This window comes from Metapseudomonas phytobenefica, assembly GCF_043392685.1.
In the GTDB taxonomy this organism is placed as follows: domain Bacteria; phylum Pseudomonadota; class Gammaproteobacteria; order Pseudomonadales; family Pseudomonadaceae; genus Metapseudomonas.
On the sequence record NZ_JBHZGM010000001.1, the window covers coordinates 352,617 to 373,568 of the forward strand.

24 protein-coding genes are annotated in these 20,952 nt (G+C 62.9%); 12 read left to right on the forward strand and 12 right to left on the reverse strand.

Annotated elements, in window-relative coordinates:
* Nucleotides 1–4 precede the first annotated feature (4 nt).
* Together cysD and ACFW0B_RS01635 are read right to left on the reverse strand one after the other, a co-directional pair.
* Nucleotides 5–922 (reverse strand): sulfate adenylyltransferase subunit CysD, encoded by a 918-nt coding sequence (gene cysD / locus ACFW0B_RS01630; protein ID WP_449146206.1) that lies wholly within the window; start codon nt 920–922, stop codon nt 5–7.
* A gap of 150 nt (nt 923–1,072) precedes the next feature.
* Nucleotides 1,073–1,831, reverse strand: coding sequence for a Nif3-like dinuclear metal center hexameric protein (locus ACFW0B_RS01635; RefSeq protein ID WP_449146207.1), 759 nt, complete (start codon nt 1,829–1,831; stop codon nt 1,073–1,075).
* Between the two features lie 111 nt (nt 1,832–1,942).
* On the opposite strand from ACFW0B_RS01635, the gene algW reads away from it, so the two are divergent.
* From algW to ACFW0B_RS01650, 3 genes are all read left to right on the forward strand, one after another.
* Nucleotides 1,943–3,094, forward strand: a complete 1,152-nt coding sequence (gene algW / locus ACFW0B_RS01640) for a Do family serine endopeptidase AlgW (protein WP_449146208.1) — start codon at nt 1,943–1,945, stop codon at nt 3,092–3,094.
* A 130-nt stretch (nt 3,095–3,224) separates the two neighbouring features.
* The gene (locus tag ACFW0B_RS01645) at nt 3,225–5,324 is read left to right on the forward strand and encodes a TonB-dependent siderophore receptor (protein WP_449146209.1); all 2,100 of its coding nucleotides are present in this window, start codon (nt 3,225–3,227) and stop codon (nt 5,322–5,324) included.
* Nucleotides 5,325–5,336: 12 nt separating this feature from the next.
* Nucleotides 5,337–6,065, forward strand: a complete 729-nt coding sequence (locus tag ACFW0B_RS01650) for a DUF4198 domain-containing protein (RefSeq protein WP_449146210.1) — start codon at nt 5,337–5,339, stop codon at nt 6,063–6,065.
* A gap of 60 nt (nt 6,066–6,125) precedes the next feature.
* Here ACFW0B_RS01650 and hisC read toward each other — a convergent pair whose 3' ends face one another.
* The 10 genes from hisC to ACFW0B_RS01700 all read right to left on the reverse strand — a co-directional run bounded on the left by hisC (nt 6,126) and on the right by ACFW0B_RS01700 (nt 14,011).
* The gene (gene hisC, locus ACFW0B_RS01655; protein ID WP_449146211.1) at nt 6,126–7,178 is read right to left on the reverse strand and encodes a histidinol-phosphate transaminase; all 1,053 of its coding nucleotides are present in this window, start codon (nt 7,176–7,178) and stop codon (nt 6,126–6,128) included.
* Nucleotides 7,179–7,180: 2 nt separating this feature from the next.
* Nucleotides 7,181–8,494, reverse strand: coding sequence for a histidinol dehydrogenase (hisD, locus tag ACFW0B_RS01660; protein ID WP_449146212.1), 1,314 nt, complete (start codon nt 8,492–8,494; stop codon nt 7,181–7,183).
* 123 nt (nt 8,495–8,617) lie between these two features.
* Nucleotides 8,618–9,253, reverse strand: coding sequence for an ATP phosphoribosyltransferase (hisG, locus tag ACFW0B_RS01665; protein WP_449146213.1), 636 nt, complete (start codon nt 9,251–9,253; stop codon nt 8,618–8,620).
* A gap of 88 nt (nt 9,254–9,341) precedes the next feature.
* A complete protein-coding gene (gene murA / locus ACFW0B_RS01670) occupies nt 9,342–10,607 on the reverse strand; it encodes a UDP-N-acetylglucosamine 1-carboxyvinyltransferase (RefSeq protein WP_449146214.1) in 1,266 nt (421 codons plus the stop codon).
* Nucleotides 10,608–10,627: 20 nt separating this feature from the next.
* A complete protein-coding gene (locus ACFW0B_RS01675; protein ID WP_151131957.1) occupies nt 10,628–10,867 on the reverse strand; it encodes a BolA family protein in 240 nt (79 codons plus the stop codon).
* Nucleotides 10,868–10,976: 109 nt separating this feature from the next.
* On the reverse strand, nt 10,977–11,285 hold the full coding sequence (locus tag ACFW0B_RS01680; RefSeq protein ID WP_449146215.1) for an STAS domain-containing protein: 309 nt from the start codon (nt 11,283–11,285) through the stop codon (nt 10,977–10,979).
* Nucleotides 11,282–11,926: an MlaC/ttg2D family ABC transporter substrate-binding protein gene (locus ACFW0B_RS01685; RefSeq protein WP_449146216.1), complete on the reverse strand. Its 645-nt coding sequence runs from the start codon at nt 11,924–11,926 to the stop codon at nt 11,282–11,284. The genes ACFW0B_RS01680 and ACFW0B_RS01685 overlap by 4 nt, the downstream gene beginning before the upstream one ends.
* Before the next feature lie 11 nt (nt 11,927–11,937).
* Entirely contained in the window at nt 11,938–12,405 is a 468-nt protein-coding gene (gene mlaD / locus ACFW0B_RS01690) for an outer membrane lipid asymmetry maintenance protein MlaD (RefSeq protein WP_190827132.1), read from the reverse strand.
* Nucleotides 12,405–13,202: a lipid asymmetry maintenance ABC transporter permease subunit MlaE gene (mlaE, locus tag ACFW0B_RS01695; RefSeq protein WP_449146217.1), complete on the reverse strand. Its 798-nt coding sequence runs from the start codon at nt 13,200–13,202 to the stop codon at nt 12,405–12,407. Before mlaE ends, mlaD begins: the two co-directional genes overlap by 1 nt.
* Entirely contained in the window at nt 13,202–14,011 is an 810-nt protein-coding gene (locus ACFW0B_RS01700) for an ATP-binding cassette domain-containing protein (protein ID WP_449146218.1), read from the reverse strand. The genes mlaE and ACFW0B_RS01700 overlap by 1 nt, the downstream gene beginning before the upstream one ends.
* Before the next feature lie 231 nt (nt 14,012–14,242).
* Between ACFW0B_RS01700 and ACFW0B_RS01705 the strand changes: the two genes are divergently transcribed.
* From ACFW0B_RS01705 to rapZ, 9 genes are all read left to right on the forward strand, one after another.
* Nucleotides 14,243–15,217 carry a KpsF/GutQ family sugar-phosphate isomerase gene (locus ACFW0B_RS01705; protein WP_449146219.1) on the forward strand — a complete coding sequence of 325 codons (975 nt, stop codon included), beginning with the start codon at nt 14,243–14,245 and terminating at the stop codon, nt 15,215–15,217.
* Nucleotides 15,217–15,741, forward strand: a complete 525-nt coding sequence (locus ACFW0B_RS01710) for a KdsC family phosphatase (protein ID WP_449146220.1) — start codon at nt 15,217–15,219, stop codon at nt 15,739–15,741. Before ACFW0B_RS01705 ends, ACFW0B_RS01710 begins: the two co-directional genes overlap by 1 nt.
* Before the next feature lie 8 nt (nt 15,742–15,749).
* The gene (gene lptC, locus ACFW0B_RS01715) at nt 15,750–16,319 is read left to right on the forward strand and encodes an LPS export ABC transporter periplasmic protein LptC (protein ID WP_449146221.1); all 570 of its coding nucleotides are present in this window, start codon (nt 15,750–15,752) and stop codon (nt 16,317–16,319) included.
* Nucleotides 16,306–16,842, forward strand: a complete 537-nt coding sequence (lptA, locus tag ACFW0B_RS01720) for a lipopolysaccharide transport periplasmic protein LptA (protein WP_449146222.1) — start codon at nt 16,306–16,308, stop codon at nt 16,840–16,842. Before lptC ends, lptA begins: the two co-directional genes overlap by 14 nt.
* Complete coding sequence (lptB, locus tag ACFW0B_RS01725) at nt 16,842–17,567, forward strand: LPS export ABC transporter ATP-binding protein (RefSeq protein ID WP_449146223.1); 726 nt, start codon at nt 16,842–16,844, stop codon at nt 17,565–17,567. Before lptA ends, lptB begins: the two co-directional genes overlap by 1 nt.
* Before the next feature lie 147 nt (nt 17,568–17,714).
* Nucleotides 17,715–19,211 carry an RNA polymerase factor sigma-54 gene (locus ACFW0B_RS01730; RefSeq protein ID WP_449146224.1) on the forward strand — a complete coding sequence of 499 codons (1,497 nt, stop codon included), beginning with the start codon at nt 17,715–17,717 and terminating at the stop codon, nt 19,209–19,211.
* A gap of 85 nt (nt 19,212–19,296) precedes the next feature.
* Nucleotides 19,297–19,605 (forward strand): ribosome hibernation-promoting factor, HPF/YfiA family, encoded by a 309-nt coding sequence (gene hpf / locus ACFW0B_RS01735; protein ID WP_449146225.1) that lies wholly within the window; start codon nt 19,297–19,299, stop codon nt 19,603–19,605.
* Between the two features lie 10 nt (nt 19,606–19,615).
* Nucleotides 19,616–20,080: a PTS IIA-like nitrogen regulatory protein PtsN gene (gene ptsN / locus ACFW0B_RS01740; protein ID WP_449146226.1), complete on the forward strand. Its 465-nt coding sequence runs from the start codon at nt 19,616–19,618 to the stop codon at nt 20,078–20,080.
* A 9-nt stretch (nt 20,081–20,089) separates the two neighbouring features.
* Nucleotides 20,090–20,947, forward strand: coding sequence for an RNase adapter RapZ (gene rapZ, locus ACFW0B_RS01745; RefSeq protein WP_449146227.1), 858 nt, complete (start codon nt 20,090–20,092; stop codon nt 20,945–20,947).
* Nucleotides 20,948–20,952 lie beyond the last annotated feature (5 nt).

Below are 20,952 nucleotides of genomic sequence, written 5' to 3' on the forward strand. Positions count from 1 at the left end.
TTCTTTAGAAGTACCCCTGACGTTTCTTCTCTTCCATCGAGCCGGCGGCGTCGTGGTCGATAACCCGCCCCTGGCGTTCGGAAGTACGGGTCAGGAGCATTTCCTGGATGATTTCCGGCAAGGTGGTCGCCGAGGACTCCACCGCGCCGGTCAGCGGGTAGCAACCCAGGGTGCGGAAACGCACCATGCGCTTCTCGATACGCGCTTTCTCTTCGTCGGAAAGGTGCTCGAGAATGCGCTCGTCGTCGATCATGATCAGCGTGCCGTTCTTCTCGATGACTTCACGCTCGGCGGCGAAGTACAGCGGGACGATCGGGATCTGTTCCAGATAGATGTATTGCCAGATGTCCAGCTCGGTCCAGTTGGACAGCGGGAAGACGCGGATCGACTCGCCCTTCTTCACCTTGCCGTTGTAGACGTTCCACAGCTCGGGACGCTGGTTCTTCGGGTCCCAGCGGTGCTTGCTGTCGCGGAAGGAGTACACGCGTTCCTTGGCGCGGGACTTCTCCTCGTCACGGCGGGCGCCGCCGAAGGCCGCGTCGAAGCCGTACTTGTCGAGCGCCTGCTTCAGGCCCTCGGTCTTCATCACGTCAGTGTGCTTCGCGCTGCCGTGGGTGAAGGGGTTGATGCCCTGAGCGACACCTTCCGGGTTGACGTGGGTGATCAGGTCCAGGCCCATCTCGGCGACCATCTTGTCGCGGAAACGGTACATCTCCTGGAACTTCCACTGGGTGTCGACGTGCATGACCGGGAAAGGCAGCTTGCCGGGGAAGAATGCCTTGCGCGCCAGGTGCAGCATGACGGCGGAGTCTTTACCGATGGAATAGAGCATCACCGGGTTGTCGAATTCGGCGGCCACTTCACGAATGATGTGGATGCTCTCCGCCTCCAGCTGTTTCAGGTGCGTCAGTTTATCGAGCATGGCTACTCACGAAGGTCTTTCTGATACGACGGCCGGCGGGCCGTGGACGAACGGGCACTCTAACACAGCCCCTCCCTTCTATAGAGGAACCGGCTTAGAACGAAACAATCTAGAGATATACCGCACGGATAGATGCCGCCCGAGCCCGTCTCACACGGGGTTCGGGCAGTCGATGAAGAGGTGCTCCAGGGCAAAGCGCCGCGCCAGGTATTCACCCAGGGCCTGCACACCGTAGCGCTCGGTGGCGTGGTGACCGGCGGCGATGAAGCTGATGCCGTTTTCCCTCGCGCTGTGGAAGGTCTGCTCCGAGGCCTCGCCGGTCAGATAGAGGTCGACGCCGGCAGCGATGGCCGTATCGATATAGCCCTGCCCGCCACCGGTGCACCAGCCGATGCGACTGATCATGCGCTCGCCTTCCACCAGCAGAGGCTCGCGCCCGAGCACTTCGCGTACGCGACGGGCGAAGTCGCGAGCAGTCATGGGTTCTGCCAGGGAACCGATCAGACCGACAGTCCGCGGGTTGTCCGGCTCCAGTGGGCCTTCGACGATGATGTCCAGCTGACGCGCCAGCTGGACGTTGTTGCCCACTTCCGGATGCAGGTCCAGCGGCAGATGGTAGGCCAGCAGGCTGACGTCATTGGCCAGCAGGGTCTTCAACCGGCGCTGCTTCATGCCCACGACGCAGGGGTTCTCGCCCTTCCAGAAATATCCGTGGTGCACCAGTACCACATCCGCCTCGGCCTCCACTGCGGCGTCCAGCAGCGCCTGGCTGGCGGTGACGCCAGTGACGATCCGGCTGACCTGGGGACGACCCTCGACCTGCAGGCCGTTGGGACAGTAATCCTGGATGCGCGAAGCGCCCAGGTAGCGCTCCGCTTCTTCCACCAGAGTGTTCAGGGCAATGGCCATGGCATTCCTCACAAGCTGTTTCGGACGACTCGTTTTTGGCGGGCGCCCTCGTATAATGGCGCCACCTTAAGGGGCACCCCTGCCCCCCGCAACCCTCAGGATTCTCCCTCGATGCTCAAGGCCCTGCGATTTATCAGCTGGCCCCTGATTGTCGGCGTGCTCGTGGCACTGCTGATCATTCAGCAATACCCGGAATGGGCAGGCATGCCCCGCCAGGAAGTACATCTGCAGGAAGCGCCCAAGTTCAACTTCACGCGCCAGGGCCCGGACTCCTATGCCGACGCCGTGACCAACGCTTCGCCTGCCGTGGCCAACCTCTACACCACCAAGGTGGTGACCAAGCCGGCCCACCCGCTGTTCGAGGACCCGCAGTTCCGCCGCTTCTTCGGCGACAACCTGCCCCGTCAGCGGCGCATGGAATCCAGCCTGGGTTCGGCAGTGATCATGAGCCCGGAAGGCTACCTGCTGACCAACAACCACGTCACTGCCGGCGCCGATCAGATCGTGGTCGCCCTCAAGGACGGACGGGAAACCCTGGCGCGCCTGGTTGGCAGCGACCCGGAGACCGACCTGGCGGTGCTGAAGATCGACCTCAAGGATCTGCCGCCCATCACCCTCGGCCGCTCGGACAACATCCGCATCGGCGATGTCGCGCTCGCCATCGGCAACCCCTTCGGTGTCGGCCAGACCGTGACCATGGGCATTATCAGCGCCACCGGCCGCAACCAGTTGGGCCTGAACACCTACGAAGACTTCATCCAGACCGACGCCGCGATCAACCCCGGCAACTCCGGCGGCGCCCTGGTCGACGCCAGCGGCAACCTGATCGGCATCAACACCGCGATCTTCTCCAAGTCCGGTGGCTCCCAGGGCATCGGCTTCGCCATCCCGGTCAAGCTGGCCCTGGAAGTGATGAAGGCCATTATCGAGCACGGCCAGGTGATTCGCGGCTGGCTCGGCATCGAAGTGCAGCCGCTGACCCCGGAACTGGCCGAGTCCTTCGGCCTGGAAGGTCGCCCCGGCATCGTGGTCGCCGGCATCTACCGCGACAGCCCGGCCCAGCGCGCCGCCCTGCAGCCCGGCGATATCATCCTCAGCATCGATGGCGAGCCGGCGGGTGATGGCCGCCGCTCGATGAACCAGGTGGCCCGCACACGCCCGGGCGAAAAGGTCAGCATCCTGGTGATGCGCAATGGCCAGGAGCTGGAATTGACCGCCGAAGTCGGCGTTCGCCCGCCACCGAGTAGCAACGGCGGGAGCTGATCAGCAAGAAACGGCGCCTTCGGGCGCCGTTTTCGTTTCTGCATTCTGACGCAAGATCACTCCGACACTGGACAGGAACCATTCTCATCCCACAAAATGTTATGTTATTACATATTTTGGAGATCATTCGATGCGTCCCCGTCACCTTGCACCTGCCACCGGACTGCTGTTGAGCCTCCTGGGTGAAGCCGCCGCCGCCGAAACCGCCCTCCCCCTGTTGTTGGATGACATCCAGATAGATAGCCGCCGCCAGGAAAGCGCCGACGGCCCGGTACAGGGCTATCGCGCCACCCGCTCGGCCGGTGCCACCCGCACCGATACCGATATCCGCGACATTCCCCAGGCCATCAGCGTGGTGCCGGAGCAGGTGCTGAATGACCTGGATATCACCCGACTCGACCGTGCACTGGATTTCGCCGGCGGTGTATCGCGGCAGAACAACTTTGGCGGGCTGACCTTCCTCTCCTACAGCATTCGCGGCTTCACCACCGGCGAGCTGTACAAGAATGGCTTTGCCATCAATCGAGGCAGCTACAGCTCGCCGGACGCGTCCGGAATCGAGCGCATCGAAGTGCTCAAGGGGCCCGCCGCCAGCCTCTATGGCCGAGGCGATCCGGGTGGCACGGTGAATATCGTCACCAAGAAACCCCAGGCCGAAACCTTCTCCCGTTTCAAGGCCGGCGCGGGAAGCCAGGATCGCTATCGCGCCAGCCTGGACATCAACGCTCCGCTCGACGACGCGGGCCAGCTGCTTTCGCGCATCAATCTGGCGACGGAGAACAACGGCAGCTTCCGTGACCATGTCGGCAACCAGCGTCTGGTGGTCAGCCCGTCCCTGAGCTGGCAACTGAGCCCCGATACCCGCTTGCTGCTGGAAACCGAATTCGTCCAGCACGAGTCAGTGTTCGATCGCGGCATTCCCGCGGTCAGCGGAGAAATGGGCGCGGTCAAGCGCTCCACTTTCCTTGGCGAGCCCAATGACGGTGATATCCGCAACCGCAACCAGATGCTCCAGGCCAGCCTCGAACACCATCTCGACGAGACGTGGAAGATCCGCCTGGCCAATCACTACGCCCAGGGACACCTGCAGGGCAACGCCACGGAAGCGTCACGGCTGATCGGCAACCAGGTCAGCCGCTTCTATCGGCAACGCGACTTCGAGTGGAACGACAGCATTACCCAACTGGAACTGCACGGCCTGTTCGAGACCGGCAGCTGGCTGCACCAGACCCTCGCCGGACTGGAGTACGAGAACTACCGCAACAGCCAGAAATATCCACAGAGCCTCGCTTCCCTGGACTACGGCCAGGACATCTACAACCCGGTGTATGGCAAGCCGAAGCCGGCACTGGTCAATCCCAACGACTTCTTCGAGCAGGTGGAAAGCCACGCACTGAACCTGCAGGACCAGATCGACTTCGGTGGTGGCTGGAAGGGTTTGATCGGCGCACGCTTCGAGCATTTCGAACAGTCCGCACAAAATCGCACCACCCGCGTTCGCAACGACCAGCAAAAGGACAGCCTGACCCTGCGCAGCGGCCTGCTCTACCAGCTGACGCCGGAGATCGGGCTGTTCGCCAACGCAGCCACCTCGGTCAAACCCAACACCATTGGCAGCCAGGGCACCGTTTTCGAACCCGAGAAAGGACTGGGCAAGGAAGCCGGACTGAAGCTCGACCTGCTGGAAGGTCGCCTCGGTGCCACGGTCGCGCTCTTCCACATCGACAAGGAGAACGTGCTGACCGCAGACCCGAACGAGCCGGGGCAGAGCATTGCTGCCGGCCGGGCACGTAGCCAGGGCCTGGACCTGCAGGTCAGCGGCCAGTTGACGGATGCCCTGCGGATCATTGGCGCCTATGCCTACATCGACGCCGAAGTCACCAGGGACAACGTGTTCCCCGAAGGCAGCCGTTTGCTGGGCGTTCCACAGCACAGCGGTAGCCTGCTCGCCGTCTACGAATTCCAGGACGGCCACTTGCGCGGCTCGGATATCGGCGCCGCCTTCAATCATGTCGGCGACCGTTCCGGGCAGGCCGGCAGCCAGTTCGAACTGCCCGCTTACAGCACCGTCGACCTGCTCGCCCACTACAAGGCCAGCGAGCGGGTAACGGTCGGCCTGAATCTCAACAACCTCTTCGACCGCAAGTACTACGAACGCTCCTACAACAGCGTCTGGGTCATGCCGGGCGAGCCTCGCAACTTCAACCTCAGCCTCACCCTCGACCTCTGAAAAGGAACCTCCATGCGACTGGATAAACGCTTCCTCGTCACTCCCATCCTCGCCGCCTTCTTCGCCGGCAACGTGCAAGCCCACGGCCTGTGGACCGAACAGCGGCGCGGCAACATCGAAGTGATCTACGGCCATGGCGCCGAAGACAACGTATTCAAGGCTGAGAAAGTCAGCGGCGCCTGGGCCTTCGACGGCCAAGGCCGGATGATCCCGGTAACCGTCGAGCGCCTTGCGGATCACGCTCGACTCAAGCCCCTGAAAGCCGCGGCGACCCTGGCCGTGGCCCTGGATAACGGCCCCTGGTCGCAAACTGCCGACAAGCAGTGGATCAACCAGGGCCAAAGGCAGGTGCCCGGCGCGGTCGCGTCCATTCATACCTGGAAGTACAGCCTGGCCTTCTATCAACCCGGCGCCCAACTGCCGGAGCTCGAGCGCATCCGCCTGGCTATCGTGCCGGAAGTCGATCCCCTGGAAGTCGGGCCGGGAAAACCGCTGCCCGTGAAGGTCCTGCTCGATGGCAAGCCGGCAGCCGGTGTCGAACTGATCGGCGATTATCGTGGCGAGCCTGATGCCGTCAGTGCGAAGACCGATGCCCAGGGCCGTGCCCAGGTCATGGTGCGCAATGCCGGGCTGAACATCATCGCTGCCCAGGTGACCCTGGATACGCCGAATGATCCCGACGTCAAACAGCAAGGCCTGTTCAGCTCGCTGACCTTCCTCGGCGCGCCCCACCACGAGTAAGCGGGCAAGAAAAAAGCCGAGGCGGCAGCCCGCGCTCGGCTTCGTTCATTTGCCCGGGACTCAGAGCGAACCCAGGGCCTCCAGCAGCGCCTGGTTCTGCTCCGGCGTGCCGATGGTGATGCGCAGGAACTGGGCGATGCGCTCCTGCTTGAAGTGACGAACGATCACACCCCGCTCGCGCAACCCGGCGGCGATGCCGGCCGCGTCCTTCTGCGGGTGGCGAGCGAAAACAAAGTTGGCTGCCGAAGGCAGTACTTCGAAGCCCAGCTTGCCCAGCCCGACCACCAGCTGCTCGCGGCTGTCGATCACCTTGCGGCAGGCTTGCTCGAAATAGGCCTTGTCTTCAAACGCAGCTGCGGCGCCAGCGATGGCCATGCGGTCCAGCGGGTAGGAGTTGAAGCTGTTCTTGATCCGTTCCAGCGCCTCGATCAGGTCCGGGTGCCCTACCGCCAGGCCCACGCGCAAGCCCGCCAGGGAGCGGGACTTGGACAGCGTCTGGGTGACCAGCAGGTTGGGATAACGATCCACCAGGTTGATGGCAGTCTCACCCCCGAAGTCGATATAGGCCTCATCCACCACCACCACCGTATCCGGGTTGGCCTGCAGCAGGCGCTCGATGGCCTCCAGTGCCAGCAGGCAACCGGTGGGCGCATTGGGGTTGGGGAAGATTATGCCGCCATTGGGACGCGCGTAATCTTCGACGCGGATCTGGAACTGCTCGTCCAGCGGCAGCGCCTCGAAGGGGATGCCGTAGAGACCGCAGTAAACCGGATAGAAGCTATAGGTCACGTCCGGGAACAACAGCGGCTTGCCGTGCTGGAACAGCCCGTGGAACGCGTGGGCCAGGACCTCGTCCGAACCGTTGCCGACGAACACCTGGTTCGTCTGCACGCCGTAGTAATCGGCGACCGCCTGCTTCAGGCGGTCGCTGTTGGGATCAGGGTAGAGGCGCAGGTTATCGCCGACTTCCGCCTGCATGGCCGCGATTGCCTTGGGCGACGGGCCATAGGGGTTCTCGTTGGTGTTCAGCTTTACCAGCTTGGCCAGCTTGGGCTGCTCGCCCGGCACGTAGGGCACCAGGTCCTTGACGAAGGGACTCCAGAACTTGCTCATGTTCACTCCCCCTTGATTCGGTATTCGGCGCTGCGCGCGTGGGCGGTCAGGGACTCGCCCCGGGCGAGGACGGACGCGGTCTTGCCCAGTTCGGACGCGCCATCGGCCGAGCAGAAGATGATCGAAGAACGCTTCTGGAAGTCATACACGCCCAGCGGCGACGAGAAGCGCGCGGTGCCGGAAGTCGGTAGCACGTGGTTCGGACCGGCGCAGTAGTCGCCCAGCGCCTCGGCGGTGTAGCGGCCCATGAAGATGGCGCCCGCGTGGCGAATGTTCGGCAGCCAGCTCTGCGAATCGGCGACGGACAGCTCAAGGTGTTCGGGAGCGATGCGATTGGCCACCTGGCAAGCCTGGGCCTGGTCGGCCACCAGGATCAGCGCACCACGGTTCTGCAGGGAGGTACGGATGATTTCGGCGCGCTCCATGGTCGGCAGCAGCTTGTCGATGCTGGCGGCCACCTTGTCGAGGAAGGCGGCATCGGGGCTGACCAGGATGGCCTGGGCGTCCTCGTCGTGCTCGGCCTGGGAAAACAGGTCCATGGCGATCCAGTCCGGATCGGTGCCGCCGTCGCAGACCACGAGGATCTCCGAAGGGCCAGCAATCATATCGATACCGACCTGGCCGAAGACATGGCGCTTGGCAGTGGCGACGTAGATATTGCCCGGGCCGACGATCTTGTCCACCTGGGGCACGCTCTCGGTGCCGTAGGCCAGTGCGGCCACGGCCTGGGCGCCACCGATGGTGAAGACGCGGTCAACCCCGGCCACGCAGGCGGCAGCCAGGACAATCTCGTTGATTTCGCCGCGCGGAGTCGGCACCACCATCACCACTTCGGCGACGCCGGCGACCTTGGCGGGAATCGCGTTCATCAGCACGGACGACGGATAGGACGCCTTGCCACCAGGCACGTAGAGGCCGGCGCGGTCCAGCGGGGTGACCTGCTGGCCCAGCACAGTGCCGTCGGCTTCGGTGTAGGTCCAGGATTCCTGCTTCTGTTTCTCGTGGTAGCTGCGTACCCGCGCTGCGGCGTTTTCCAGCGCCTTGCGCTGCTCGGCGGTGATGCGGGTCAGCGCCAGTTCCAGGCGCTCACGCGGCAGGATCAGGTCGGCCATGGAGGCCGCCTGCAGGCCGTCGAAGCGCTGGGTGAACTCGACCACAGCGGCATCGCCGCGCTCGCGCACGGCCTGGATGATGTCGAGAACACGCTGGTTGACCGCTTCGTCGGACACGCTTTCCCAGCTCAGCAGATGATCCAGGTGTCGCGCGAAATCCGGATCAGCGGCGTTGAGTCGGCGGATAGCGATTGGAGCAGTCATAGCGGGCCTCATGAAATGGCAATTGCTCGGGCGCCGCTAGAGTAGCAAGCCCACCGTGCGGGCACCCGAGAATATTGGCTATGACACGGATAGGCGTGCGCGACACGGGGTCGCGCTCAGGTGTCAGTTCTGGTGTCGGGACTCGACAGCATCGCGCAACACTTCGATCAGCGCCTGGATGCGCGCGTGCTGCATCTTCATCGATGCCTTGTTGACGACCAGGCGCGAGCTGATGGTGGCGATCAGTTCCTGGGGTTCCAGACCATTGGCACGCAGGGTATTGCCGGTGTCGACGACGTCGATGATCTTGTCGGCCAGACCGACCAGCGGTGCCAGCTCCATCGAGCCATACAGCTTGATCACGTCGACCTGGCGGCCCTGTTCGGCGTAGTAGCGCTTGGCAACGTTGACGAACTTGGTGGCGACCCGCAGGCGGCCCTTGGGCTCGGGCGCGCCAACTGCACCGGCAGTCATCAGCTTGCAACGGGCGATGCGCAGGTCCAGGGGCTCGTACAGGCCCTGGCCACCGTACTCCATCAGCACGTCCTTGCCGGCAACGCCGAGATCGGCCGCGCCATGCTCGACATAGGTCGGCACGTCAGTGGCACGTACGATGAGCAGGCGCACATCCTCCTGGGTGGTGGGGATGATCAGCTTGCGGCTCTTGTCCGGATTCTCAAGGGGCACGATGCCGGCTTCGGCGAGCAGCGGCAGGGTATCGTCGAGAATGCGGCCCTTGGACAGCGCGATGGTGAGCATGAAACTGGTTTTCCTTGGCTACGGCCCCCTTCAGGGCCTGTTGCGCGGTCGCTACGACCGGCCCCGAGGGGCCGGCCAGCAAGGCGACCTAACCCGGCACGCGGCGAATCTTGGCGCCGAGCAACTGCAGTTTTTCTTCGATGCACTCGTAACCACGGTCGATGTGGTAGATGCGGTCGATCAGGGTATCGCCCTCGGCCACCAGGCCGGCAATCACCAGGCTGGCGGAAGCCCGCAGGTCAGTGGCCATGACCGGTGCACCCTTGAGCTTCGGAACGCCGGTGACAATGGCAGTATTGCCTTCCACCAGGATCTGTGCGCCCATGCGGTTCATTTCATAAACGTGCATGAAGCGGTTCTCGAACACGGTCTCGATCACCGTACCGGTGCCTTCGGCCACGGCGTTCATGGAAATGAACTGGGCCTGCATGTCGGTGGGGAATGCCGGGTAGGGTGCAGTGCGCACGTTGACCGCTTTCGGGCGGTTGCCCTTCATGTCCAGCTCGATCCAGTTGTTGCCGGTGTTGATGTGGGCACCAGCCTCTTCCAGCTTCAGCAGCACGGCCTCGAGAATGGTCGGATCGGTATCCTTGAGCTTGACGCGGCCACCGGTGGCGGCACCGGCCACCAGGTAGGTGCCGGTTTCGATACGGTCAGGCATCACGCTGTAGCGGGCGCCACCGAGGCGCTTCACGCCGTCGATGGTGATGGTGTCGGTACCGGCGCCCTGGATCTGTGCGCCCATGGCGTTCAGGCAGTTGGCGAGGTCGACCACTTCCGGCTCGCGAGCGGCGTTCTGCAGCACAGAGCGCCCGTTGGCCAGGGCAGCGGCCATCATGATGTTCTCGGTACCGGTCACGCTGACGGTATCGAAGAAGAAATTGGCGCCACGCAGGCCGCCGGCCGGGGCACGGGCCTTGATGTAGCCGCCCTCGACGTCGATCTTCGCGCCCATGGCTTCGAGGCCACGGATGTGCAGGTCCACCGGACGGGAGCCGATGGCGCAGCCGCCGGGCAGGGCCACTTCGGCTTCACCGAAGCGAGCCACCATGGGGCCCAACACCAGGATGGAGGCACGCATGGTCTTGACCAGTTCGTAGGGCGCGACCAGGGTCTTGATGCTGCTGGCGTCGACTTCGACGGCCAGCTTCTCGTCGATCACCGGCTGCACGCCCATGCGGCCGAAAAGCTCGATCATGGTGGTGATGTCGTGCAGGTGCGGCAGGTTGGCCACGGTGACTGGAGTATCGGCCAGCAGCGTAGCGGCCAGGATCGGCAGCGCGGAGTTCTTGGCGCCGGAAATGCGGATCTCGCCATCGAGGCGTTGACCGCCGGTAATAATCAGTTTGTCCATTGCTCTCTCGGAAGCTTGGCTCAGGAACGCCCGGCCCAGTCGGCCCGGCTGAAGAATTTCATGGTGACGGCGTGGATGCTGCCATCAGCAATCCAGGCGTTCAGGTGGGCGTATACCTGCTGCTGACGCTTCACCGGGCTCAGGCCGGCGAGTTCATCGCTGATCAGGTTCAGCTGGAAATTGCAGCCTTCCCCTTCAACTTCCACCTGGGTACCTGGCAGTTTTGCCTCCAGGAGGCTTTTCACTTCTACGGCCTGCATGCTCAACCTCAATCGGCGCCCAACGCGCGCGGGTCGGCCATGATACAAAAAAGCCCTCCGCCTGCGAACCCCGCGTAAACAGGGCCTGACGGAGGGCCGTTGGACCGGCTCAGGACTCGAGGGGCAACAGCTCGGTCACGCCGGAGACTTCGGCAATCTGCCGCATGTCTTCGGGCATTCCGCGCACCTTCACCGCCTTGCCGGCGGCTTCGGCATCGCGCATGAACGCCAGCAGCAGGGCCAGCCCGACGCTGCTGCTCTTCTCCACTGCGGAGCAGTCCAGCACCAGGGCGGCGCCGTTGCTCGCGCGGATAAGCTGCCCGCCCGTCTCACGCAGCTGCGGTCCGGTGCTGTAGTCGAGTACGCCGACCAGGCGCAGCTCGCCCGGGGCGGCCTGCTCGATACGGGCCTCACTCATTGGCCGCCCGCCTGCTTGGCTTCTTCGGACTCCTTGGCCTTGGCAACCACTTCCGCCCAACCATTGATGGTCTTGTCGAGATCGTTGCCATTGCGCTGCATGGTGTCGGCGAACTGGTCACGGAACAGCTTGCCGATGTTGATGCCGTTGATGATCACGTTGCGCAGCATCCACTTCCCGTTGATGTTCACCATGGTGTAGGAGACGGGGTAGACGGCGCCGTTGCTACCCTTGACTTCCATACCGACGCTGGTGCGCTCGGGGTCTTCCTGCTTGGCCGGCAGCACTCGGATTTCCTGGTTGTCGTACTCCAGCAGGGCATTGCCGTAGAACTGCATCAGGCTGCGCTTGAAGTTTTCCTGGAAGCGCGTCATCTGCTCGGGCGTGGCCTTGCGCGAGTACTTCACGGTCATGATGCTGCGGGAAATGCCGTCGGCATCCACCACCGGACCGAGGATGCTGTTCAGTGCGTCATAGAACGCGTTCGGATCGCTGCGATATTGCTGCTTGTTGGCCTTGAGGTCAGCGAGCAGCTGGTCGGTGGTCTGCTTGACCACATCGTGAGCGCTCGGCGCGGCGGTGGCCAGCAGGGGCAGGGCTGCCAACAGCACCAGCAGGCCGTTTCGCAGGGCTTTAATCATCGTTCGAATCCTCATTTGCTTTCTTTGTTGACCGTGTTCAGCAGGAATTTGCCGATCAGGTCTTCCAGCACCAGGGCCGACTGGGTGTCACGGATGGTACCGCCATCCTTGAGCAGTTCTTCGTCGCCACCAACACTGATGCCGATGTACTTCTCGCCCAGCAGGCCAGCCGTGAGGATGGAAGCCGTGGAGTCTGCGGGCAGGTTGTCCACGCGTTTCTCGACTTCCATCGTGACGCGGCCGGTATAGCTGTCGCGATCAAGATCGATGGCCGTGACCTTGCCAATGGTGACGCCAGCCATGGTTACCTTGGCTCTGACAGTCAAACCGGCAATATTGTCGAAATGAGCGTAAAGCTTGTAGGTATCGCCATTGGCGCCATAGGACAGGCCGCTGACCCGCAGGGCCAGAAGCAGCAAGGCCAGGATACCGGCCAGGAGGAACAGGCCGACACCAATCTCCAGGGTGCGGATTTGCATCAGAAATCTCCAAACATCAAGGCAGTCAGGATGAAGTCCAGCCCCAGCACGGCCAGAGAGGCATAGACCACGGTTTTAGTCGTTGCACGGCTGATCCCTTCCGAGGTCGGCTCGCAGTCATAACCCTGGAACACGGCGATCCAGGTCACGACGAAGGCGAAGACGACGCTCTTGATCACGCCGTTCAGCACGTCCTCGGTGAATTGCACACTGTTCTGCATGTTGGACCAGAAAGAGCCCTCATAGACTCCCAGCCAATCCACAGCCACCATGGCGCCGCCCCAGATGCCCACCACGCTGAAGATCATCGCCAGCAGCGGCATCGAGATGAAGCCCGCCCAGAGGCGCGGGGCAATGATGTACTTGAGCGGATCGACACCGATCATCTCCAGGCTGGAGAGCTGTTCGGTGGACTTCATGTTGCCGATCTCGGCCGTCAGGGCGGAACCCGCGCGACCCGCGAAGAGCAGGCCGGTCACCACCGGGCCGAGCTCGCGCAGCAGGGTCAGCGCGACCATCTGCCCCACCGCCTGCTCGGAACCGTAGTCGACCAGGATGTTATAGCCCTGCAGGGCCAGCACCATGCCGATGAAGATGCCCGAAACCACGATGATCGCCAGTGACAGCACACCGACGGCGTAAAGCTGCTTGACCAGCAAGTGAAAGCCCTGGCCCACGCCGGTGCGGCCGAACAGTGCATGCACCAGGAACAGCGTGGAGCGCCCAAGGGCCTCCACCACGTCCAGACCGGAACGCCCGAGCAGGCGAATACGCTCGAGCAAGGATTTCCTGCGCATCAGCGCCTCCCCAGCAAGTCTTTGCGGTAATCCGGCGCCGGGAAATGGAAGGGCACCGGACCATCCGGAATGCCTTGCATGAACTGGCGGATACGCGGGTTATCGGAATTCATCAGCTCGTCCGGAGTCCCCTGCCCCAGCACCTGGGCGTCCCCCACCACATAGATGTAGTCGGCAATGCTGGCGGTTTCCGCGAGGTCGTGGGAAACCACGATGCTGGTGATGCCAAGGGCGTCGTTGAGCAGGCGGATCAGACGCACGAGCACACCCATGGCAATGGGGTCCTGGCCGACGAACGGCTCGTCGTACATCAGGATCTGCGGATCGAGGGCGATGGCACGGGCCAGCGCCACGCGACGCTTCATGCCGCCGGACAGCTCATCCGGCATCAACTCGATGGCGCCACGCAGGCCGACGGCCTGGAGCTTCATCAGGACAATGTCACGAATCATTTCCTCGGGGAGCCTGGTGTGCACCCGGAGGGGGAAAGCGACGTTCTCGAACACATCGAGATCGGTGAACAGCGCGCCGCTCTGGAACAGCACGCCGAACTGCTTGCGCATGTCGAACAGGTCGGCGCGGGAGAGGCTGGGCAGGTTCTGGCCGTTGACCCAGACTTCGCCACTTGCAGGCTTGAGCTGGGCCGCGATAAGGCGCAGCAACGTGGTCTTGCCACAACCGGAAGGCCCCATGATGCCGGTGACCTTGCCGCGCGGGATACGAATGTCGACATCTTGGAAAATGCTGCGCGAGCCACGTTTGAAGGTCACCCCCTTCAACTCGACGGCATAGGCGTTTTCGGCGCTCATCTAGACTCCTTGCAATACAGCCTCCCTGAGAGACGACGCGCCCCAACGGAAGGACACCCCGCCCAGGACGGGCCGAACAAGGCGCGAACTATATCACCGCGCCATCGCGCCTCCCAAGGCTGCTCCAGCGTCTGTTCAGCATTGCGACAGCATCCACGGCATTGGCGCGTGAGCTAAATCACCTTTACCGCTATAATCGCGGTCTTTTTCTTCGGCAACTGTACGCCTTCCATGAGCCAATCCAGCGATCTCATCAAGTCCGCACAACGCACTATCCAGCTCGAACGCGAGGCGATCGACGCCCTTCTGCCGCGCATCGACGCCGATTTCGTTCGCGCCTGCGAGCTCATCCTGGCCTGCAAGGGACGCGTAGTAGTCGTGGGCATGGGCAAGTCCGGGCATATCGGCAACAAGATTGCCGCCACCCTGGCCAGCACCGGCACGCCTTCCTTCTTCGTACATCCGGCCGAAGCCAGCCATGGCGACATGGGCATGATCACCCGTGAAGACGTGGTGCTGGCCCTGTCCAACTCCGGCTCCACCGCCGAAATCGTGACCCTGCTGCCGCTGATCAAGCGCCTGGGCATCACCTTGATCAGCCTTACCGGCAATCCGGATTCGCCGCTGGCCAAGGCCGCGGCCGCCAACCTGGATGCACGCGTGGCCCAGGAGGCCTGCCCGCTGAACCTGGCCCCCACCTCATCCACCACCGCTGCCCTGGTGCTGGGTGATGCCCTGGCGATCGCGCTGCTGGAAGCCCGCGGCTTCACTGCCGAAGACTTCGCCTTCTCCCACCCGGGTGGCGCCCTTGGCAGGCGTCTGCTGCTCAAGGTTGAAAACATCATGCATGGCGGCGACAGCCTGCCCAGCGTCACCCGCGGCACTCCGCTGCGCGAAGCGCTGCTGGAAATGACCCGCAAGGGCCTGGGCATGACCGCGGTGGTGGAACACGACGGACACCTCGCCGGCATCTTCACCGACGGCGACCTGCGCCGCACCCTGGACAAGGGCGTCGACGTACGCCAGGCCAGCATCGACGACGTCATGACCGTTCATGGCAAGACCGTGCGCCCGGACATGCTCGCCGCCGAAGCCCTGAAAATCATGGACGACCACAAGATCAACGTGCTCGTCGTCGTCGATGAAGGCGACCGCCCCATCGGCGCCCTGCACATCCACGACATGACCCGCGCCGGAGTGATCTGATGAGCGACGAACTCCTCGCCCGCGCCAAGGCCGTTCGCCTGGCCGTATTCGATGTCGACGGCGTACTGACCGACGGCCGCCTCTACTTCCTGCCCGGCGGCGGCGAATTCAAGACTTTCAACACACTCGACGGCCATGGCATCAAGATGCTGATGAATGCCGGTGTACGCACCGCCATCATCAGCGGCCGCCAGTCCGAGGTGGTCGAGCGTCGCGCGCAGAACCTCGGCATCCAGCACCTGTTCCAGGGCCGCGAAGACAAGCTGGTGGTGCTCGACGGTCTTCTTGCGGAACTCGGCCTGAGCCATGACCAAGTGGCCTATCTGGGCGACGACCTGCCCGACCTGCCAGTGATCCGCCGTGTCGGCCTCGGCATGGCGGTTGCCAACGCCGACGCCTTCGTGCGCCAGCATGCCCATGGCGTGACCCAGGCACGCGGCGGCGAGGGCGCGGCGCGAGAGTTCTGCGAACTCATCCTGCGCGCCCAGGGCAGCCTGGAAGCGGCCCAGGCCACCTACCTCTGAGGTCCGACATGCCGAAGAACATTCGCCTGGCACTTATCCTGATTCCCATCGGCGCGCTGTTCATTGCCCTGGGTTACTGGAACATCCGCCCCGAAAGCTTCATGGATCGCACGACCGCGACGGGCGGCGACAACGCCATCGACTTCTATGTCGAGAACGGCAAGAGCACCCAGTTCCAGGAAGACGGCAAACTCCATTACGAACTGACCGCCACGCGCCTCGAACATATGAAGGCCACTGATGTCACACTGCTCGCCAATCCCGACCTGCTCCTGCACCGCGGCACAGCCTTCCCCTGGCATGTGCAAAGCGAGCGCGGCGAAGTGGGCCCCGAAGGCAAGCAGGTCGAACTGATCGAGAAGGTTCGGGTGGCGCGCACCGATGCCAAGGGCCGCCCGACCATCCTGACTACCAGCCGGCTGACCGTGTTCCCCGACCAGGAATATGCGCAGACCCAGCAAGCCGTTAGAATCGAGGCGGCCAATGGGGTGACCACGGCACAAGGAATGAAAGCGTACTTGAATGACAGCAGGATGCTCCTGCAGTCCAACGTAAGAGGCCAGCATGAGGTTCGTTAATACCCTCCCCCTGTTGCTCAGCCTGGGCACCGCACTCGGAAGTGCCGCCGCCTGGGCACTGCCCACGGACCGCGACCAACCGATTCGCGTACAAGCCGACAGCGCCGAGCTCGATGACAAGCAGGGCGTCGCGGTTTACCGCGGCAACGTCGTGATCACCCAGGGCACCCTCAAGATCACCGGCGATACCGTCACCATCACCCAGGACGCCAACGGCGACGTCGAGGTCTTCACCTCGGTCGGCAAGCCCGCGTACTACGAGCAGAAGCCGGCGGTCGACAAGGAGATCGTCAAGGCCTACGGCCTGACCATCCAGTACTTCGCCGCCAACGAGCGCATCATCCTGCTCGACCAGGCCAAGGTCGTACAGGAAGGCAATACCTTCGAAGGCGAGAAGATCGTCTACGACACCCAGCGCCAGATCGTGAACGCAGGCCGCGCCACCGGCGGTAACGTGACCACTCCGCGTCCGCGGATCGACATGGTCATCCAGCCGAAGAAGAAAGAGCAGAAAGCACAGTAATGGCGACCCTCAAAGCCCAGCACCTGGCCAAGAGCTACAAGAGCCGCCAGGTGGTCCGCGACGTCAGCCTGTCAATCGACAGCGGTCAGATCGTCGGCCTCCTCGGCCCCAACGGCGCGGGCAAGACCACCTGCTTCTACATGATCGTGGGCCTGGTCAAGGCCGACCAGGGCCGCGTCCTGATCGACCACCAGGACGTCACCCACCAGCCGATGCATGGCCGCGCCCGCGCCGGCATCGGCTATCTGCCGCAGGAAGCCTCGATCTTCCGCAAGCTCAGTGTGGCGGACAACATCATGGCGATCCTCGAGACCCGCAAGGATCTCGACCGCGCCGCACGCCGCAAGGAACTGGAAAACCTGCTTCAGGAATTCCATATCAGCCACATCCGCGACAGCCTCGGCATGAGCCTGTCGGGTGGTGAGCGCCGTCGTGTGGAAATTGCCCGCGCGCTGGCCACGGCCCCCAAATTCATCCTGCTGGACGAACCTTTCGCCGGCGTGGACCCGATTTCCGTGGGCGACATCAAGCAGATCATCCATCACCTCAAGGCGAAAGGGATCGGTGTACTCATCACCGATCACAACGTCCGCGAGACCCTGGACATCTGCGAGACCGCCTACATTGTCAGTGACGGACAACTGATCGCCGAAGGTGATGCGGAAGCCATCCTGGCCAACCAGTTGGTAAAGGAAGTCTACCTGGGCCACGAGTTCCGCCTGTAGTCTCCCGCAACCGCGCCTACAAGACCGGTTGCGCGGGCTAGAAAAATCCTTCAAGGTCAGGCATATAATTTGCTTCCTGGTGGCGCTTCGGCGCCCTGTAGTGGATGGCGCGCAAGCGCCGGCGAATAAGGTGCTAAGCCCTCTGCCATGAAACCATCGCTAGTCCTCAAGATGGGCCAGCAGCTGACGATGACCCCGCAGCTGCAACAGGCCATTCGCCTGCTCCAACTCTCCACCCTGGACCTCCAGCAGGAGATCCAGGAAGCGCTGGAGTCCAACCCGATGCTCGAACGGCAGGAGGATGGCGACGATTTCGACACCTCCGACCCCATGGCCGAAGGCGATCAGCAACCCAGTTCCGGCAACCAGGAAGCCAGCTTCCAGGAGTCCAGCGTCGAGACCAATGCCGAAGCCATCGAAGATGGCGAATGGCACGAGCGCATTCCCAGCGAACTCCCCGTCGATACCGCCTGGGAAGACGTCTACCAGACCAGCGCCAGCAGCCTGCCGAGCAATGACGACGACGAGTGGGACTTCACCTCCCGCACTTCGGTTGGCGAGAGCCTGCAGAGTCACCTGCTCTGGCAACTCAACCTGGCGCCGATGTCCGATACCGACCGCCTGATCGCGGTAACCCTGATCGACTGCATCAACAACGACGGCTACCTCGAAGAGTCCCTTTCCGAGATCGTCGAAGCCTTCGACCCGGAACTCGGCATCGAGCTGGACGAAGTGGAAGTTGTCCTGCATCGCATCCAGCAATTCGAACCCGCCGGCGTTGGCGCTCGCGACCTTCGCGAATGCCTGCTCCTGCAACTGCGCCAGCTGCCTCCGGGCACTCGCTGGCTGGCCGAGGCCCAGCGCCTGGCCGGTGACTTCCTCGACCTGCTGGGCAGTCGCGACTACAGCCAGCTGATGCGCCGCATGAAGCTCAAGGAAGATGAACTGCGCCAGGTCATCGAATTGATCCAGGGGCTGAATCCGCGCCCCGGTTCCCAGATCGAAGCCAGCGAGCCCGAGTACGTGGTGCCGGATGTCATCGTCCGCAAGCACAACGAACGCTGGCTGGTGGAACTGAATCAGGAAGCCGTGCCGCGCCTGCGGGTCAATCCGCACTACGCCGGCTTCGTCCGTCGCGCCGACTCCAGCGCCGACAACACCTTCATGCGCAATCAGCTTCAGGAAGCGCGCTGGTTCATCAAGAGCCTGCAGAGCCGCAACGAAACACTGATGAAGGTCGCCACCCAGATCGTCGAGCACCAGCGCGGCTTCCTCGAATACGGCGACGAGGCGATGAAGCCTCTGGTCCTGCACGACATCGCCGAAGCCGTGGGCATGCACGAGTCCACCATCTCGCGCGTGACTACCCAGAAATACATGCATACGCCCCGTGGAATCTACGAGCTGAAGTACTTCTTCTCCAGCCACGTAAGTACTTCGGAAGGTGGCGAATGCTCGTCTACCGCAATCCGCGCCATCATCAAAAAACTGGTCGCAGCGGAAAATCCGAAAAAGCCATTGAGCGACAGCAAGATCGCTGGTTTACTGGAAGCACAGGGCATTCAAGTGGCCCGTCGCACAGTAGCCAAGTATCGCGAATCCCTTGGGATTGCCCCTTCCAGCGAACGCAAGCGACTGATGTGACGCGGAAATTGACCCACGCCAAAGTGTTCCGGTGGCAGGCCCGTTAGCCTGTTTCTAAATACACGGGCAATAAGGAGAAAGCGGTATGCAAGTCAACATCAGTGGACATCAACTGGATGTGACCGACGCCCTGCGCAACTACGTTGTCGAGAAGTTCGACCGTCTGGAGCGCCACTTTGACCGAATCACCAATGTTCAGGTGATCATGCAGGTCGAGAAACTCAAACAGAAAATCGAAGCCACTTTGCACGTCGCCGGCGGCGAGGTCGTTGCCAACGCGGAACATGAAGACATGTACGCTGCCATCGACCTGCTTACCGACAAGCTCGATCGCCAACTGATCAAGCACAAGGAAAAGCAATTGAACCGCCAGCAGGGTGCCACTGCCCGCTGACCCCTCCTCCATGATCCGACTCGAGCAAATCCTGACCCCCGGCCGTTCCCTCGTGAACGTGCCGGGCGGCAGCAAGAAACGCGTACTGGAACAGATCGCCAAGCTGGTCGCTCGCGACCTTCCCGACCTCGACAACCAGGACATCTTCGAAAGCCTGGTAGCCCGGGAGAAACTCGGTTCCACCGGTTTCGGCAACGGCATCGCCATTCCCCACTGCCGCCTCACTGGCTGTACGTCGCCCATCAGCGCCGTGCTGCGCCTTGATGCTCCAGTCGATTTCGACGCCATCGACGGCGCCCCGGTTGACCTGCTGTTCGTCCTGCTGGTCCCGGAAGCCGCCACCGATGAGCACCTTGAACTGCTCCGCCAGATCGCCAGCATGCTGGACCGCGGCGATGTGCGCGAACGCCTGCGCCAGGCTTCCGACAGCACCAGCCTCTACCAGGTGGTAGTGGACGTGCAGAGCGGACACTAGGGCTTCTCCATGCGCCTGGTCATCGTCAGCGGCCGCTCCGGGTCGGGCAAGAGCACCGCCCTCGATGTTCTTGAGGACCACGGCTTCTACTGCATCGACAACCTGCCCGCCGGCCTGCTTCCCGAACTGGCCGAACGGGCCCTGCTGCACACCGAACTGCTGGAGCCCCAGGTCGCTGTCTCCATCGACGCACGCAATCTGCCCAGCCAGCTGCAGCGCTTTCCCGAATTGCTCACCGAGGCCCGCAATCGCCACATCAAGTGCGACGTGCTCTACCTCGATGCCGACCACGACACACTGCTCAAGCGCTTCTCGGAAACGCGCCGGCGCCACCCGCTGACCAACGACAACCGCTCCCTGGCCGAAGCCATCCGCGACGAGGAAGCGCTGCTGGCGCCGATTGCCGATCTCGCCGACCTGAAGATCGACACCACGCACCTCAACCTTTACCAGTTGCGCGACAGCATCAAGCTGCGCCTGCTGAATCAGCCTGAACCCGGCACCGCTTTCCTGGTTGAGTCCTTCGGCTTCAAGCGTGGCATGCCGGTGGATGCCGATCTGGTGTTCGACGTGCGCTGCCTGCCCAACCCGTACTGGAAGCCCGAGCTGCGTGATCATTCGGGGCTTGAACCGGCCGTCGCCAACTACCTTGCCGGACAGCCGGATGTCGAAGAGATGTATCAGGATATCCTCGGCTACCTGAACAAGTGGCTGCCGCGCTTCGCCGCCAGCAATCGCGCTTACGTCACGATCGCCATTGGCTGCACCGGGGGCCACCATCGTTCGGTCTACATCGCCGAGCGCCTGGGAGCGGCGCTGAAACCCAGTTTGAAGAATGTCCAGGTTCGCCACCGCGACCTCAATTAGAAGGA

Excerpts from the sequence above, each read along its gene's own strand:
- cysD (WP_449146206.1), bottom strand. The coding sequence starts at position 922 with ATGCTCGATAAACTGACGCACCTGAAACAGCTGGAGGCGGAGAGCATC.
- ACFW0B_RS01635 (WP_449146207.1), bottom strand. The coding sequence starts at position 1,831 with ATGGCCATTGCCCTGAACACTCTGGTGGAAGAAGCGGAGCGCTACCTG.
- algW (WP_449146208.1), top strand. The coding sequence starts at position 1,943 with ATGCTCAAGGCCCTGCGATTTATCAGCTGGCCCCTGATTGTCGGCGTG.
- ACFW0B_RS01645 (WP_449146209.1), top strand. The coding sequence starts at position 3,225 with ATGCGTCCCCGTCACCTTGCACCTGCCACCGGACTGCTGTTGAGCCTC.
- ACFW0B_RS01650 (WP_449146210.1), top strand. The coding sequence starts at position 5,337 with ATGCGACTGGATAAACGCTTCCTCGTCACTCCCATCCTCGCCGCCTTC.
- hisC (WP_449146211.1), bottom strand. The coding sequence starts at position 7,178 with ATGAGCAAGTTCTGGAGTCCCTTCGTCAAGGACCTGGTGCCCTACGTG.
- hisD (WP_449146212.1), bottom strand. The coding sequence starts at position 8,494 with ATGACTGCTCCAATCGCTATCCGCCGACTCAACGCCGCTGATCCGGAT.
- hisG (WP_449146213.1), bottom strand. The coding sequence starts at position 9,253 with ATGCTCACCATCGCGCTGTCCAAGGGCCGCATTCTCGACGATACCCTG.
- murA (WP_449146214.1), bottom strand. The coding sequence starts at position 10,607 with ATGGACAAACTGATTATTACCGGCGGTCAACGCCTCGATGGCGAGATC.
- ACFW0B_RS01675 (WP_151131957.1), bottom strand. The coding sequence starts at position 10,867 with ATGCAGGCCGTAGAAGTGAAAAGCCTCCTGGAGGCAAAACTGCCAGGT.
- ACFW0B_RS01680 (WP_449146215.1), bottom strand. The coding sequence starts at position 11,285 with ATGAGTGAGGCCCGTATCGAGCAGGCCGCCCCGGGCGAGCTGCGCCTG.
- ACFW0B_RS01685 (WP_449146216.1), bottom strand. The coding sequence starts at position 11,926 with ATGATTAAAGCCCTGCGAAACGGCCTGCTGGTGCTGTTGGCAGCCCTG.
- mlaD (WP_190827132.1), bottom strand. The coding sequence starts at position 12,405 with ATGCAAATCCGCACCCTGGAGATTGGTGTCGGCCTGTTCCTCCTGGCC.
- mlaE (WP_449146217.1), bottom strand. The coding sequence starts at position 13,202 with ATGCGCAGGAAATCCTTGCTCGAGCGTATTCGCCTGCTCGGGCGTTCC.
- ACFW0B_RS01700 (WP_449146218.1), bottom strand. The coding sequence starts at position 14,011 with ATGAGCGCCGAAAACGCCTATGCCGTCGAGTTGAAGGGGGTGACCTTC.
- ACFW0B_RS01705 (WP_449146219.1), top strand. The coding sequence starts at position 14,243 with ATGAGCCAATCCAGCGATCTCATCAAGTCCGCACAACGCACTATCCAG.
- ACFW0B_RS01710 (WP_449146220.1), top strand. The coding sequence starts at position 15,217 with ATGAGCGACGAACTCCTCGCCCGCGCCAAGGCCGTTCGCCTGGCCGTA.
- lptC (WP_449146221.1), top strand. The coding sequence starts at position 15,750 with ATGCCGAAGAACATTCGCCTGGCACTTATCCTGATTCCCATCGGCGCG.
- lptA (WP_449146222.1), top strand. The coding sequence starts at position 16,306 with ATGAGGTTCGTTAATACCCTCCCCCTGTTGCTCAGCCTGGGCACCGCA.
- lptB (WP_449146223.1), top strand. The coding sequence starts at position 16,842 with ATGGCGACCCTCAAAGCCCAGCACCTGGCCAAGAGCTACAAGAGCCGC.
- ACFW0B_RS01730 (WP_449146224.1), top strand. The coding sequence starts at position 17,715 with ATGAAACCATCGCTAGTCCTCAAGATGGGCCAGCAGCTGACGATGACC.
- hpf (WP_449146225.1), top strand. The coding sequence starts at position 19,297 with ATGCAAGTCAACATCAGTGGACATCAACTGGATGTGACCGACGCCCTG.
- ptsN (WP_449146226.1), top strand. The coding sequence starts at position 19,616 with ATGATCCGACTCGAGCAAATCCTGACCCCCGGCCGTTCCCTCGTGAAC.
- rapZ (WP_449146227.1), top strand. The coding sequence starts at position 20,090 with ATGCGCCTGGTCATCGTCAGCGGCCGCTCCGGGTCGGGCAAGAGCACC.